The sequence below is a fragment of the Rahnella laticis genome (assembly GCF_015644585.1).
GTDB lineage: Bacteria > Pseudomonadota > Gammaproteobacteria > Enterobacterales > Enterobacteriaceae > Rahnella > Rahnella laticis.
Window position 1 is genome coordinate 110,154 of sequence record NZ_JADOBI010000004.1, and the last position, 13,889, is coordinate 124,042.

A 13,889-nucleotide genomic window follows, 5' to 3' on the forward strand; every position below is an offset into this window, starting at 1 on the left:
AACAAATAAATAACCACACCAATTGCGTTATTTAACAAAAATGCACCATTTACGGACATTCCTGCCTGATTTATGTGCAGTTTGTTTTGACCAGATGGTCTGAAACAGACCGTTTGCTCCACCCCGGGTCAAAACATATTTTTAACTTATTGATAACCATCACGTTTAAAAAAGTGGCACTGCCCTTGCAATACTCACCTCGTTAGGAAATTTCAGCACGGTGCAATTCGGAACCCGCAGGACGCACTCAAGCCGCGCAGAGATTTTCGCAAGCCCTTGTATTGAAAAATGAATCTTCAACTGAGGTGAGCTATGAAAATCGGTGTCTTCATTCCTATCGGCAACAACGGCTGGTTAATTTCTGAAACCGCGCCACAGTACAAACCGACCTTTGAGCTGAACAAAACCATCGTGCAGAAGGCGGAACACTATCATTTCGACTTCGCGCTCTCGATGATCAAACTGCGCGGCTTCGGCGGTAAAACCGAATTCTGGGAACACAACATGGAGTCGTTCACGCTGATGGCGGGCCTTGCCGCCGTGACCTCCCGCATCCAGCTTTACGCCACCGCCGCCACGCTGGTGATGCCACCGGCGATTGTGGCGCGCATGGCCGCCACGATTGATTCCATCTCCAACGGCCGTTTCGGCGTGAACGTCGTCACCGGCTGGCAGAAACCGGAATATGAACAAATGGGCATGTGGCCGGGCGACGACTATTTCAGCCGCCGTTATGACTATCTGACCGAATATGTCAGCGTCCTGCGCGACCTGTGGGGCACCGGCCACTGCACGCTCGACGGCGAATTCTTCAAGATGGACGACTGCCGCGTGAGCCCGCGCCCGCAGTCTGAAATGAAAGTGATCTGCGCCGGACAAAGCGACGCAGGCATGGCGTTCTCTGCTAAACACGCCGATTTCAACTTCTGCTTTGGCAAAGGCGTTAACACGCCAACCGCGTTTGCGCCGACCGCCGCGCGCATGAAAACGGCGGCGGAAGCCGAAGGCCGCGACGTCTCCTCTTACGTGCTCTTTATGGTCATCGCGGATGAAACCGACGCCGCCGCCCGTGCCAAATGGGAACTGTATAAAGAAGGCGCCGATGCTGATGCACTGGCGTGGCTCACCGATCAGAGCAGCAAAGACACCAAATCCGGTGCCGACACCAATGTCCGCCAGATGGCCGACCCCACGTCAGCGGTCAATATCAACATGGGCACGCTGGTCGGCTCCTACGCCAGCGTCGCCAGAATGCTTGATGAAATCGACAGCGTACCCGGCGCAGGTGGCGTCCTGCTGACCTTCGACGATTTCGTAGAAGGCATCGAAAACTTTGGCCGTTTCATCCAGCCATTAATGAAAACCCGCCAGCACATCGCAACGCAGCAGAAAGAGGTGGCGTAATGAACATTGTTGAAAATCAGACCGTTGTCCGCCGCGAACCGAAAAACAGCGGCGAGGAAACCATTCTCACCGCGCGTCCGGAAGCCATTGCGTTTACGCCACAGCAAACGGCGCTGATTGTGGTGGATATGCAGAATGCGTACGCCTCACAGGGTGGTTATCTGGATTTGGCCGGTTTTGACGTCTCCGCCACTGCGCCGGTGATCGCCAACATCAAAGTGGCCATTGCCGCCGCGCGCGCCGCCGGCATCAAAGTGATCTTCTTCCAGAACGGCTGGGACAACCAGTACGTTGAGGCCGGTGGTGCCGGCTCACCAAACTTCCACAAATCCAACGCGCTGAAAACCATGCGTAAGCGCCCGGAACTGATGGGTAAATTGCTGGCAAAAGGCGACTGGGATTACGACCTGGTGGATGAACTCCGGCCACAGCCGGGCGACATCGTGCTGCCAAAACCGCGCTACAGCGGATTCTTCAACACCCAGCTCGACAGCCTGCTGCGCAGTTACGGCATTCACCATCTGGTGTTTACCGGCATCGCCACCAACGTGTGCGTGGAATCCACGCTGCGTGACGGTTTCTTCCTCGAATATTTCGGCGTGGTGCTAGAAGACGCCACCCATCAGGCTGGCCCGGAATTCGCGCAAAATGCGGCGATTTATAACATCGAAACGTTCTTCGGCTGGGTCTCCAGCGTCCGCAATTTCTGCGACGCCGTGGGTTATGACGCTAAACAAAACGCCGCATAACGGCTTTATGAAGAGGAAACAGCAATATGCCTAAAAGTGCCATTATTCCGGCTGGCAGCGGCGTTCCGCTGGCACCGTTTGTTCCGGGAACGCTGGCCGACGGCGTGGTCTACGTCTCCGGCACACTGCCTTTTGATAAAGACAATAACGTCGTGCATCCGGGCGATGCCGCCGCGCAAACCCGCCATGTGCTGGAAACCATCAAAAGCGTGATTGAAACCGCGGGCGGCACAATGGATGACGTCACCATGAACTCGATTTTCATTACCGACTGGGTGAATTACGCCGCCGTGAATCAGGTTTACGCCGAGTATTTTCCGGGCGAAAAACCGGCGCGGTTCTGCATTCAGTGCGGGCTGGTCAAACCGGGTGCGCTGATTGAAATCGCCACCATCGCGCACATCGGCAAGTAAAACACCGGGATCCGTTCTCCTGAAGACCTTGAGGAAACATCATGTATTACAAGGTATTGGGTAAGAATAATGCAGACGCCGAAACCGTAGTGCTTTCCTCCGGCCTCGGCGGTTCAGGCAGTTTCTGGCAACCCCAGCTGGCGATGCTGAGCGGGTATTTCCGCGTCATCATTTATGACCAGCACGGAACTGGCGTCAGCAAAGGCACAGCGCCCGCCGGTTACAGGATGGAAGATATGGCGGATGAACTCGCCGGGCTGCTCAACGAACTGGATATCACCCGCTGCCATCTGGTGGGGCACGCGCTCGGCGGCATTATTGGCCTGCATCTGGCACTGCGTTACCCCGCGCTGCTACAAAGCCTGGTGGTGATCAACGGCTGGGCAAAGCTCGACAACCAGACGCGCCGCTGCTTTGAAGTCCGCCAGAATTTACTGCTCAACAGCGGCGTCGATGCCTACGTACAGGCACAACCGCTGTTTCTGTATCCGGGCGACTGGCTGTCGGCCAACGACGTATTACTTCAGGAAGAGCGCCAGCATCAGGTGACGCATTTTCAGGGAATGGAAAATTTGCTTCACCGATTACAGGCGCTGATGAATTCCGACCTGACCCAAACGCTCGGGCAGGTGATCGCGCCCACGCTGGCGTTCAGCTGCAAAGATGATTTGCTGGTGCCGTGGATGCGTTCTGCCGATCTCGCCGAACGCCTGCCGAACGGCGAACACACACAAATGCTGTACGGCGGTCATGCCATGAGCGTGACCGACCCGGAAACGTTTAACCCGATTTTACTGGAATGGCTGCAACGGCATTCATCGCAAAAACCTGCCGCGCCTTCCCATCGCCTGCCCACGGAGACAACATGGCCGAAACATTAACCGCTACGCCAGCCGTTGAAAAACAGGCGTTCCGCGATGCAATGGCGCATCTCGGTTCTGCCGTTAACATCATCACCACCGACGGCCCCGGCGGTCGCGCGGGCTTTACCGCATCCGCCGTGTGCAGCGTCACCGACTCACCGCCAACCCTGCTCGTTTGCCTGAACCGCTCGGCGTCGGTGTATCCGGCCTTTACCGAAAATCAGGTGCTGTGCGTCAACACGCTGGCTGACTGCCATGAATCGCTGTCCAATTTATTTGGTGGAAAAACGCCAATGGAACAACGCTTTGAAGCCGCCGAATGGTCATCCCTTTCCACCGGCTCACCCATTCTCACCGATGCGCTGGTCTCGTTTGATTGCAAAATCACGCAAGTCACCCGCGTCGGCACCCACGATATTTTGTTTTGCGAAGCCGTTGCGATCACCCGCAATGACGAACGCCACGGACTGGTGTATTTCGACCGCCGCTATCACCCGCTGATGCGGCAGTCAGCCTGTTAACTCATCTGAAGGTCAAATTAAGAATGGCTAATACTTCCTGGTTTCCAAAGTGGCGTAAAAGAGAAGGCAATCTGGATGGCGCCGTTATTGCGCCGGACGAACGGCTGCCGTTAGGGCCGACGGTGATTATGGGTCTGCAACATACCGTCGCCATGTTCGGCGCGACGGTATTAATGCCGCTGCTGATGGGGTTTGACGCCAACATGGCGATCCTGATGTCCGGCATCGGCACCCTGCTGTTTTTCCTGGTGGTCGGCGGACGCGTGCCGAGTTACCTCGGGTCGAGCGCGGCGTTTGTCGGGCTGGTGATTGCGGTGACCGGCTACAGCGGCCACGGCGCGAACCCGAATATCGGCGTCGCACTCGGCGGGATTATTGCCTGTGGCGTCATTTATACGCTGATTGGTTTTGTGGTGATGGCCGTCGGTACGCGCTGGATTGAACGCCTGATGCCGCCGGTCGTGACCGGTGCGGTGGTGATGGCAATTGGTCTGAACCTCGCGCCGATTGCCATTAACAGCGTCTCGGCGTCGTCGTTTGACAGCTGGATGGCGGTGGTCACCGTGCTGTGTATTGGCTCGGTGGCCGTTTTCACCCGCGGACTGGTGCAGCGTTTACTTCTGCTGCTCGGGCTGGTGGCGGCGTATCTGATTTATATGCTGGTCACAAACGTCATGGGGCTGGGCGCACCGGTGGATTTCACCGCCGTCGCGCAGGCGCCGTGGTTTGGCCTGCCGACTATCACCACGCCGGTGTTCAGCACCCACGCGATGCTGATGATTGCGCCGGTGGCCGTGATTCTGGTGGCGGAAAACCTCGGGCATATTAAAGCGGTCGCGGGTATGACCGGTAAAAATCTCGATCCGTACATGGGCCGCGCGTTTGTCGGCGACGGGCTGGCAACATTACTGTCGGCCTCTGCGGGCGGAACCGGCGTGACGACCTACGCGGAAAACATCGGCGTCATGGCGGTGACAAAAATTTATTCCACGCTGATTTTCGTCGCTGCTGCCATTGTTGCCATTGTGTTGGGCTTTTCGCCCAAATTTGGTGCACTGATCCACACCATTCCCGGTCCGGTATTGGGCGGCGCGTCGATTGTGGTGTTCGGATTGATTGCCGTTGCCGGTGCGCGCATCTGGGTACAAAACCAGGTGGATCTGGGTCTTAACGGCAATCTCATCATGGTTGCGGTCACGCTGGTACTGGGCGCAGGCAACTTTACCCTGAGTCTGGGCGGCTTCAGCATGGGCGGTATCGGCACGGCAACGTTTGGCGCAATTTTGCTGAACGCCTTCCTCAGCCGCAGCAAACAGGTAAAAACGCAGCCGGAAATAAAAACTGGCACAGAAGCTGCATTAAAAGATCACTAACGACCTCAGTTTCTCCTTAGCTCATCATTTTTGATGATCGCCAGCGGTTATCCGGTCCACCCGTCCGGATTAGCCGCTGGTTTTTTTCTTTCTGCACCTCACACATTCCCACATTGCAGCTAAGTAATGCGAAATTCCTTCGTTCACCTCCCCTTTAAATTGGTTTGTTATGGAACCAGCACTTTCGTTCTATATGAATAAAAAGTGATTCATCTGCCAGACATCGCCAAAAATAAAAAGGGTCTCACTATGCACATTCTTCGCCGGAAAAACGCGGTCACACGCGCACTGGCTTTAGGGGTATTGATCACCAGTTCTTCCGCCGTTTTTGCCGCCGATCCAACACCGGTTCAGGGCGGAACGCTGGTTTATCTCGAACAACAGGCGCACACCAATTTATATCCTCCGGCCGGTGGCTTTTATCCGAACGGCGGCATCCTCAATCAGATCACCGACAAACTGACCTATCAGAACCCTAAGACGCTGGAAGTCGAACCGTGGATTGCCGAGTCCTGGAGCTTCAACGCCGATAAAACCGAATACACTTTCAAACTGCGTCCGGGCGTGACCTTCTCCGACGGCACGCCGCTTGATGCCAACGCCGTGGCGAAAAACTTCGACACCTACGGGCTGGGCAATAAAGAACGCCATCTGCCGGTTTCCGAAGTGATTAACAACTACGACCACAGCGAAGTGATTGACCCGCTGACCGTGAAGTTCTACTTCAAAAAATCCTCGCCGGGCTTCCTGCAAGGCACGGCGACCATCGGCTCCGGCCTGGTGTCACTGAGCACGCTGGACAGAAATTTTGATGCGCTGGGCGATGCGACGCACATCATCGGTTCCGGCCCGTTCGTGGTCAGCAAAGAAACGCTCGGTCGTGAAGTCGATCTGACGGCGCGCAAAGATTACAACTGGGGGCCGAAAAACCTCAAACAGCAGGGCCGCGCCAATCTCGACGGCATCAAAGTGATCGTTACCGGCGAAGACAGCGTGCGTATCGGCGCGCTGCTGGCCGGTCAGGCTGATTTCATCCGTCAGGTTCAGGCGTATGACGAGAAACAGGCCAAAGACCAGAACTTCCCGATTTATGCCGCGCCAACTAAAGGCGTGAACGACAGCATTTCGTTCCGCCCGGACAACGCTCTGGTGTCTGATCTCAAAGTCCGTCAGGCGCTGCTGCACGCCACCAACAGCAAACAGGTGGTCGATACGCTGTTCTCGCCAAACTATCCGCAGGCCACCTCCGTCATCGCCAAAACCGCCGCCGGTTACGTGGATCTGAGCAACAAACTGACGTATGACCCGACGCTGTCGAAAAAGCTGCTGGATGAAGCAGGCTGGAAACCGGGCCCGAACGGCCTGCGCCAGAAAGATGGCAAAACGCTGTCGCTGACCATTTATGAATCCCTGCCGCAGCCGCAGAACAAAGAAGTCTTGCAGCTGGTTTCGCAGCAGTGGAATCAGGTCGGCGCGAAGCTGAACATTCTGGCCGGTGATGCGGGCAGCCGCGTGGCGGACAACCTGGATCCGGAAAAAACGCCGGCGAACGTGGTGGAAGTCGGCCGCGCCGATCCGGACGTCATCAAAAGCTCCTTCTACCCGACCAACCGCGATGCGTTACTGCAAAAAGGTGGCCTGAGCAGCAAGGTGAAAAGCTTCCGTGACGACAAGCTGAATGATCTGCTGGTGGCGATTTCAGCCGAAGTGGATCCGAAAAAACGTCTGGCGCTGGCCGGTGACGTGCAGAACTACCTGCTCGATCAGGCTTACGTGATCCCAATTTTCGAAGAGCCGCAGGTCTTTGCCGGTGCGCCTTATTTCAAAGGCGTGAGCTTCGAAGCCGTTGGCCGTCCGAGCTTCTACGGCGCATGGCTTGAAAAGCACTAACAGGCAGGAGTGAATCATGAACCGATACGTTAGCGGTCGTTTTGGGCAGGCTTTGCTGGTGTTGTGGGCGGCGTTTACCGTCTCCTTCATTCTCCTGCAAGTGCTGCCGGGCGATGCCATTCTGATTAAATTCCAGAACCCGGACATGGGGCTGAGCCCGGCGCAAATCGCCGATATGCGCGCGGCCTACGGCGCGGATGTGCCGCTGGTGCAGCAATATCTGCATACACTGGGGAATTTCCTGCGCGGGGATCTGGGCTATTCGATTCAGGCTGGCGTACCGGTCACTGAATTACTCAGCAGCAACTTTCCGCCGACGCTGCGGCTGGCGCTGATGGGCTTCGCACTCGCCGCCGTGGTGGCTTTTGCGCTGGCGTTTATCTCCAGCCTGCTGCATTTCGGCTGGCTGAAAAACCTGTTGCAGTCGGTGCCGTCGCTGTTTATTTCCATTCCGACCTTCTGGCTCGGCATCGCACTGATTCAGTTTTTCTCTTTCCATCTGCGCTGGATCCCGGTGATCAATCCGGGGGAATGGGTCGGGCTGATTTTACCAGTGGTAACGCTGGCCGTGCCGATTTCCGCACCGCTGGCGCTGATCCTGATCCGCAGCATTGATCAGGTGCAGACCCAGCCGTTCGTCGCCGTCGCCCGCGCCAAAGGCGCCAGCCGCAGCGGCGTGCTGTGGCGGCATGTGGCGCGCAATGCCCTGCTTCCGGTGCTGACGATCGCCGGCTTGCTGTTTGGCGAACTGATCGCCGGGGCGCTGATCACCGAAACGGTATTTGGCCTGAACGGACTCGGGCAACTGACGCAGCAGGCGGTGAACAATCAGGACGTCGCGGTTTTACAGGCGATTGTGGTGATTTCCGCCGCCGCGTTTGTCGGCATCAATTTACTGGTCGATTTGCTTTATCCGCTGCTTGATCCGCGCCTTAAAGCTAACGCCTCGAAAAACACAAAGGGAGCCACCGCATGAGCAGCTTACCGCTGGGTAAAAGCACGCTTTCCCTGCCCGCCACACAGCGCCGCCGCTGGAAACCGGCCCGTTTACAGCCGGGGCTGATCATCGCCTGGCTGGTGATCGCGACCGTGATTTTATGGGCGATCGCGCCCGGCTGGTTTACCGGTTACAGCGGCACCGAAGGCATCGCGGGCGCGCAGCGTCTGGCACCGCAGGCCGGTCACTGGCTGGGCACCGATCAGCTCGGCCGTGACGTGTACGCCCGCATCGTTTACGGCGCGTCGCATTCACTCTCCGGCGCACTGGTCGCCGTGGCGCTCGGGCTGGTGTTCGGCACCGCATTAGGGCTGGCAGCCGGTGCAAGCGGCGGCATTGTTGACGCCATTGTCATGCGCATCAACGACGTGTTGCTGTCGATTCCCGGCCTGTTGTTGTCGCTGAGCGTCATCATTTTGCTCGGCTTCGGCACGGTTCACGCGGCGATTGCCGTCGGGGTCACCTCCGTCGCCAACTTCGCCCGCCTCGCCCGCGCCGAAGTGGTTTTGGTACGCCACAGCGATTACGTCGAAGCGGCCTATGGCAGCGGCGGCACCTTCTTCTCGATCCTCTGGCGGCACATTCTGCCGAACTCGCTGACCTCGGTCATCGCCTTCTCGGCATTGCAATTTGGCAGTGCGATCCTGGCGATTTCCACCCTGAGTTTCCTCGGTTACGGCACACCGCCGCCGACGCCGGAATGGGGGTTGCTGATTGCCGAAGGCCGTAACTACATTTCAACCGCCTGGTGGCTGACCACCTTCCCCGGCGTCGTTGTGGTGCTGGTGGTGCTTTCCGCTAACCGCATCAGCCAGTCATTGCGCAGGAGAACACGATGAGCACACAGGCGATTTTGAATAACCACGCCGCACCCGTTCTTGAGCTGGATAATCTGACGATTGCCTATGACGGCAAAGCTGTCGTCCACAACGTCTCATTTTCCATTAACGCCGGAGAAGTGCTGGCGCTGGTGGGTGAATCCGGTTCAGGTAAAACCACGACCGCGCAGTCGATTATCGGCCTGCTGGCGGAGAACGGTCATATCGAACAGGGCGAAATCCGCCTGAACGGCACCGACATCAGCCAGTGGTCGCAGCGCCGCCTGGATGCCCTGCGCGGCGCACGCATCAGCCTGATCCCGCAGGACCCGACCAGTTCTCTGGATCCGGTGAAAACCATCGGTTCACAGGTTGCCGAAATTCTGGATATCCACCAGCGTCTGCCACGTGTTCAGCGCGATGCCCGCGTGGTGGAACTGCTGACCCGCGTCGGCCTCACGCACCCGGAACAGCGCGCGAAACAGTATCCGCACGAGCTTTCCGGTGGCATGAAACAGCGCGTGCTGATTGCCATTGCCATTGCGCTGCAACCGGCGCTGATCATTGCCGACGAGCCGACCAGCGCGCTCGACGTCACGGTGCAAAAACGCATTCTGGATTTGATTGACGATTTGCGCCGCGAATCCGGCACTGCCGTTTTGCTGGTCACGCACGATCTGGCGATTGCCGCCGAACGCGCCGACCGTTTGCTGGTGTTTCGCAACGGCAAAGTGCAGGAACAGGGTGTAACGGCGGAAGTGCTGAACGCACCGAAAAGCGAATACACCCGCCAGCTGTTTGCCGACGTCCCTGCCCTTTCAGGCCGCCATCGCGCGCATATTGCCGCCGTCGCAGAACCGGTGCTGGTAGTCGAAAATGTCACCCATGATTTCTCACTGGGCGGGAAACATCAGGCGGCATTCCGCGCTGTTGATAACGTCTCGTTCAGCATTCCTCGCGGCACCACACATTCTCTGGTCGGCGAATCCGGCTCGGGTAAAACCACGCTGGCGCGCATTCTGCTCGGTTTCCAGAAACCGGACAGCGGCCGCGTACTGATCGACGGCGAAGACATCACGCGCCTCAAAGGCGAAGCGCTGCGTCAGGTGCGCCGTAAAATCCAGCTGGTGTATCAGAATCCGTTCGCCTCGCTCGATCCGTCGCAGACCTTGTTCAGCGTAATTGAAGAACCGCTGCTGAACTTCGAAAAAATCCCGTCAGCAGTGCGCCGTGATCGCGTTCTGGATATCGCCCGCCGCGTGGCGCTGCCGGAAGAACTGCTGGGCCGCAAACCGCGTGAGCTTTCCGGCGGCCAGCGTCAGCGCGTGGCGATTGCCCGCGCGCTGATCCTTGAACCGAAAGTGCTGGTGCTCGACGAAGCGACTTCGGCGCTCGACGTCACCGTACAGGCGCAAATTCTGACCCTGCTTCAACAGCTTCAGGATTCACTCGGCCTCACCTATTTGTTTATCTCGCACGATCTGGCGACCGTCCGGCAAATCTCCCACAGCGTCTCGGTACTCAACCGCGGGCAACAGGTGGATTCCGGCAACGTGGAAGACGTGTTTGCGCTGCCTTCCAGCGATTACACACGGCAGCTGATTGATGCGATCCCCGGCCGCCACCGCGCCGCCTGAGTCAGCACATGAAAAAGAAAAGAGGGACATTATGAGCAGCAAACGTCTTGGGTTTTTCACCCGACTTCTGGATAACACCAGCGCGCAGGAACGTTACCGGCTGGCGACCGAGCAAATTATTCACGCCGAGCAGCTGGGTTTTGACTCCGCATGGGTCGCGCAGCACCATTTTCACGAAGCGGAAGGCGGTCTGCCCGCACCGCTGGTTTTCCTTGCACAGGTCGCGGCGCATACCCGCTTTATCCGTCTCGGCACTGGCGTGATTACGCTGCCGATGGAAAATGCGCTGCGCGTGGCAGAAGACACCGCCGTGCTGGATTTACTTTCCGGCGGGCGGCTTGAAATCGGGCTGGGTTCCGGCGGCACGCCGTCGTCATTTCTGCCGTTCGGCTTTGAAAGCAGCGAGCGCGGCGCGGTGTTTAGCCATAATCTGCAAACCCTGCTGACCGCCTGGCGCGGCGAACCGCTGGCAGGCACCGATAACCGGTTGTATCCGGCGGCACCGCATCTGGAAAAGCGCGTCTGGCAGGCCACATTCTCGGTTGACGGCGGCGCACGTGCCGGTAAATCCGGCGACGGGCTGATGCTTTCGCGCACCCAGCCACGCCCGGCGAATGCGCCAGACCTGCGCCTCGACGAACTGCAAAACCCGATTATCGATGCCTATCTCGACGCACTGCCGGAAGGCGTTGCACCGCGAATCATGGGCTCACGCACGGCGTTTGTGACAGAAAACGGTGACGAAGCCCGCGAACTGGCGCAAAAAGGTTTACGCCGTCAGGCCGAAAATCACCGGGCCAGCGGACAACTAGTTCAGGGCGATACGCTGGACGATTACATCCGCGCCTTTGACGTGCATCTCGGCAGCGCGGAGCAGGTCACCGCCACGCTACAGGCCGACACCGCGCTGGCCCGCGTCACCGATCTGGCGTTTCAGGTGCATTCTATCGATCCGCCGCATCCTTACATTTTACGTTCTATTGAACTCATCGCGCGTCACGTTGCGCCCGCCCTCGGCTGGGTTCGCCGCACGCCGCAGCGCCGTGTTTCCACTTCTTCCGCCGACCCTACGTTCTCAAAGGCTGCATCTGCACAGGACAACTTATGACCACTTATTCGACTGACCTGCTGGAAAAACTGGCTGAAATCGCGCCGTCCTCTGAACTGAAACAGGCACGCGACACCCGCGACGCCGCGACCCGCCACGCGCAAGGCAGCTATGATGCGCTGTTTACCGAACAGGACGGCGTGGATTTCACGCTGGCCGAGCGTCTGCGTTTAGCGCAAAACGTCGCGCGCTGGCACGGCGATTCACAGCTCACCAATCACTATTCCGAGCGTTTGCAGGATTTGCCGGACATCGACGAAACCGCCCGTCTCGACGCCGCGCTGACTCACGGCGAACGCCTGAGTTACAAGCCCGCCAGCGCCACCCCTGCGCATTTGCAGGCACTGAAAAAAGCCGGCTGGTCGGTGGATGCCATCGTCACGATTTCGCAGCTGATTGCTTTCGTCAGTTTCCAGAGCCGCGCGCTGCGCAGCTACCGTCTGATTGGCGGTAAACCGGTGGAAAACGCCAGCAATAAACCGGTCGGCGCCGCGTTCTGGCGCACTGAACCGAACACCCACAGCGGCCGCGACGCGCCGCAGGCATTCACGCAAGAAGAGCTTGGCTGGGAACCGTGGATCCCGTCCAAAAGGCTGGAAGAATTTGATGAAGCCCAGCAGGCGATTCTGGCGAAATTCGGCCATACGGATTCCGACTATTTCCGCCTGTTAGGCCGTAACCTGCCGGTGCTTGAGCAACGCACGCTAACCGACAAAGGCATTTTCTACACCTCCGGCGGCCTGCCGCGCAAAGAGCGCGAACTGGCGGCCACCGTGGCGAGCAAAATCAACGGCTGTATTTACTGCGCGTCGGTGCATTCGCGTAAAGCCAGCCAGCTTTCCAAACAAACCGAAGACGTTCAGCGGCTGATCGACATCCCGCCGGGCGGCATTCTCAGCAAGGAACAATCCCCGCGCTGGCAGGCTGAAATTGATTTCGCCGCCGCGCTCTCCGCCACGCCGCCGGTCGCCTCGCCGGAACACATTAAGGCACTGCGCGATCAGGGTCTGAACGAACTGGAAATCGTCGATCTGGCGCAGTCTGCGGCGTTCTTCGCCTGGGCAAACCGCCTGATGTTAACGCTGGGAGAACCGTTTAATGACTGATTCACAGACTTCTCAACGCCCGGTTCCGCAGCTCGATCACGTGGTGATTAACGTCGCCGAACAGCTTAACGGTGCCGAGCAGCAGTTCCGTCGTCTCGGTTTCCAGCTCACACCGCGCGGTCATCACTCGCTTGGATCCAGCAATCATCTGGCGATTTTCGGCGAAAATTATCTGGAACTGCTCGGCTTCGAACCGGGCAATGCGCATACGCGTAAAGATCTCTGGCAGGCTCCGCTCGGCCTCACCGGTCTGGTGTGGAAAACGCAGAATTCGAACGCCGTGTTTGATCATCTGCAACAGCAAAACATTGCGGGTTCGGCACCGGCAGAATTCTTCCGCCCCGTGGCGCTTAACGACGGCACCTCGCCCAATGCCCGGTTCCGCACGGTCCCGCTGGCCGCCGACCGCGTGCCCAATGGCCGCAGTTTCTTTTGCCAGCACCTGACCCCGGAACTGGTGTGGCGCACCGAGTGGCAAAACCACCCGAACGGCGTCGCGGATATCACCGGTTTTGTGATTTCCGCCGCCTCCCCGCAGGCCGCCGCGAAAGTGTACGGCGAACTGTTCGGCGCAGAAGCCTTACAGACGAATGCTGAAGGCGTGACTTTGCGCGCCGGTCGCGCAACCGTCCGGTTTGTGACGCCACAACAGGCGCAGGCCGAGTTTGGGATCGTGCCCGAGGGGGAAAACGGGAGTGCGCGGATGGTCGGATTAGAGTTTGCGACCCGGTCGCTGGATGCGGTGCGCAATAGCCTGCGCGTGGGGGAAATTTCGTTTAGTGACTTAACCCATCGGGTTTTGGTTCGCGCAGCTGATTCGCTGGGAGTGGCGGTGAGATTTAGCGAAGAATAAATTCAACATCAAGACCTTGGGCTCGCCGCCCAAACACTGCAAGACCTTGGGTTGCCACCCAAACCGGCCTCAAGGGTGGTCTATCGCCACCACCCTTGAGAATCCCGGGCTCTTAAACTGCGCGCTGCCGCTCGCTGGCTATGTTTCAGGTGCCACA

13 protein-coding genes are annotated in these 13,889 nt (G+C 58.3%); all 13 read left to right on the plus strand.

All coding sequences use genetic code 11. The features are described 5' to 3' along the window. The first annotated feature begins 312 nt into the window (after nt 1-312). The gene (gene rutA / locus IV433_RS09925; protein ID WP_195814069.1) at nt 313-1,404 is read left to right on the plus strand and encodes a pyrimidine utilization protein A; all 1,092 of its coding nucleotides are present in this window, start codon (nt 313-315) and stop codon (nt 1,402-1,404) included. Next, the gene (gene rutB / locus IV433_RS09930; protein ID WP_229893316.1) at nt 1,404-2,153 is read left to right on the plus strand and encodes a pyrimidine utilization protein B; all 750 of its coding nucleotides are present in this window, start codon (nt 1,404-1,406) and stop codon (nt 2,151-2,153) included. Before rutA ends, rutB begins: the two co-directional genes overlap by 1 nt. Nucleotides 2,154-2,179: 26 nt before the next feature. Further along, on the plus strand, nt 2,180-2,566 hold the full coding sequence (gene rutC, locus IV433_RS09935; RefSeq protein ID WP_195814070.1) for a pyrimidine utilization protein C: 387 nt from the start codon (nt 2,180-2,182) through the stop codon (nt 2,564-2,566). A gap of 41 nt (nt 2,567-2,607) precedes the next feature. Beyond that, entirely contained in the window at nt 2,608-3,447 is an 840-nt protein-coding gene (gene rutD, locus IV433_RS09940) for a pyrimidine utilization protein D (protein ID WP_195814071.1), read from the plus strand. After that, a complete protein-coding gene (gene rutF / locus IV433_RS09945) occupies nt 3,432-3,950 on the plus strand; it encodes an NADH-dependent FMN reductase RutF (protein ID WP_195814072.1) in 519 nt (172 codons plus the stop codon). The genes rutD and rutF overlap by 16 nt, the downstream gene beginning before the upstream one ends. 23 nt (nt 3,951-3,973) lie before the next feature. After that, nucleotides 3,974-5,323 (plus strand): pyrimidine utilization transport protein G, encoded by a 1,350-nt coding sequence (gene rutG / locus IV433_RS09950; RefSeq protein WP_195814073.1) that lies wholly within the window; start codon nt 3,974-3,976, stop codon nt 5,321-5,323. Between the two features lie 249 nt (nt 5,324-5,572). Then, nucleotides 5,573-7,213, plus strand: coding sequence for a TIGR04028 family ABC transporter substrate-binding protein (locus tag IV433_RS09955; protein WP_195814074.1), 1,641 nt, complete (start codon nt 5,573-5,575; stop codon nt 7,211-7,213). Nucleotides 7,214-7,229: 16 nt separating this feature from the next. Then, nucleotides 7,230-8,189 (plus strand): ABC transporter permease, encoded by a 960-nt coding sequence (locus IV433_RS09960; RefSeq protein WP_195814075.1) that lies wholly within the window; start codon nt 7,230-7,232, stop codon nt 8,187-8,189. Further along, nucleotides 8,186-9,049 carry an ABC transporter permease gene (locus IV433_RS09965; protein WP_195814076.1) on the plus strand — a complete coding sequence of 288 codons (864 nt, stop codon included), beginning with the start codon at nt 8,186-8,188 and terminating at the stop codon, nt 9,047-9,049. The genes IV433_RS09960 and IV433_RS09965 overlap by 4 nt, the downstream gene beginning before the upstream one ends. Continuing rightward, nucleotides 9,046-10,665 (plus strand): dipeptide ABC transporter ATP-binding protein, encoded by a 1,620-nt coding sequence (locus IV433_RS09970; protein ID WP_195814077.1) that lies wholly within the window; start codon nt 9,046-9,048, stop codon nt 10,663-10,665. The genes IV433_RS09965 and IV433_RS09970 overlap by 4 nt, the downstream gene beginning before the upstream one ends. Nucleotides 10,666-10,696: 31 nt before the next feature. After that, nucleotides 10,697-11,773: a putative FMN-dependent luciferase-like monooxygenase gene (locus tag IV433_RS09975; RefSeq protein WP_195814078.1), complete on the plus strand. Its 1,077-nt coding sequence runs from the start codon at nt 10,697-10,699 to the stop codon at nt 11,771-11,773. After that, the gene (locus tag IV433_RS09980) at nt 11,770-12,879 is read left to right on the plus strand and encodes an alkylhydroperoxidase domain protein (RefSeq protein WP_195814079.1); all 1,110 of its coding nucleotides are present in this window, start codon (nt 11,770-11,772) and stop codon (nt 12,877-12,879) included. The genes IV433_RS09975 and IV433_RS09980 overlap by 4 nt, the downstream gene beginning before the upstream one ends. After that, entirely contained in the window at nt 12,872-13,732 is an 861-nt protein-coding gene (locus IV433_RS09985) for a VOC family protein (protein WP_195814080.1), read from the plus strand. The genes IV433_RS09980 and IV433_RS09985 overlap by 8 nt, the downstream gene beginning before the upstream one ends. The last annotated feature ends 157 nt before the right edge of the window (nt 13,733-13,889 follow it).

Coding starts and splice junctions, on each gene's coding strand:
- rutA (WP_195814069.1), top strand. CDS start 313: ATGAAAATCGGTGTCTTCATTCCTATCGGCAACAACGGCTGGTTAATT.
- rutB (WP_229893316.1), top strand. CDS start 1,404: ATGAACATTGTTGAAAATCAGACCGTTGTCCGCCGCGAACCGAAAAAC.
- rutC (WP_195814070.1), top strand. CDS start 2,180: ATGCCTAAAAGTGCCATTATTCCGGCTGGCAGCGGCGTTCCGCTGGCA.
- rutD (WP_195814071.1), top strand. CDS start 2,608: ATGTATTACAAGGTATTGGGTAAGAATAATGCAGACGCCGAAACCGTA.
- rutF (WP_195814072.1), top strand. CDS start 3,432: ATGGCCGAAACATTAACCGCTACGCCAGCCGTTGAAAAACAGGCGTTC.
- rutG (WP_195814073.1), top strand. CDS start 3,974: ATGGCTAATACTTCCTGGTTTCCAAAGTGGCGTAAAAGAGAAGGCAAT.
- IV433_RS09955 (WP_195814074.1), top strand. CDS start 5,573: ATGCACATTCTTCGCCGGAAAAACGCGGTCACACGCGCACTGGCTTTA.
- IV433_RS09960 (WP_195814075.1), top strand. CDS start 7,230: ATGAACCGATACGTTAGCGGTCGTTTTGGGCAGGCTTTGCTGGTGTTG.
- IV433_RS09965 (WP_195814076.1), top strand. CDS start 8,186: ATGAGCAGCTTACCGCTGGGTAAAAGCACGCTTTCCCTGCCCGCCACA.
- IV433_RS09970 (WP_195814077.1), top strand. CDS start 9,046: ATGAGCACACAGGCGATTTTGAATAACCACGCCGCACCCGTTCTTGAG.
- IV433_RS09975 (WP_195814078.1), top strand. CDS start 10,697: ATGAGCAGCAAACGTCTTGGGTTTTTCACCCGACTTCTGGATAACACC.
- IV433_RS09980 (WP_195814079.1), top strand. CDS start 11,770: ATGACCACTTATTCGACTGACCTGCTGGAAAAACTGGCTGAAATCGCG.
- IV433_RS09985 (WP_195814080.1), top strand. CDS start 12,872: ATGACTGATTCACAGACTTCTCAACGCCCGGTTCCGCAGCTCGATCAC.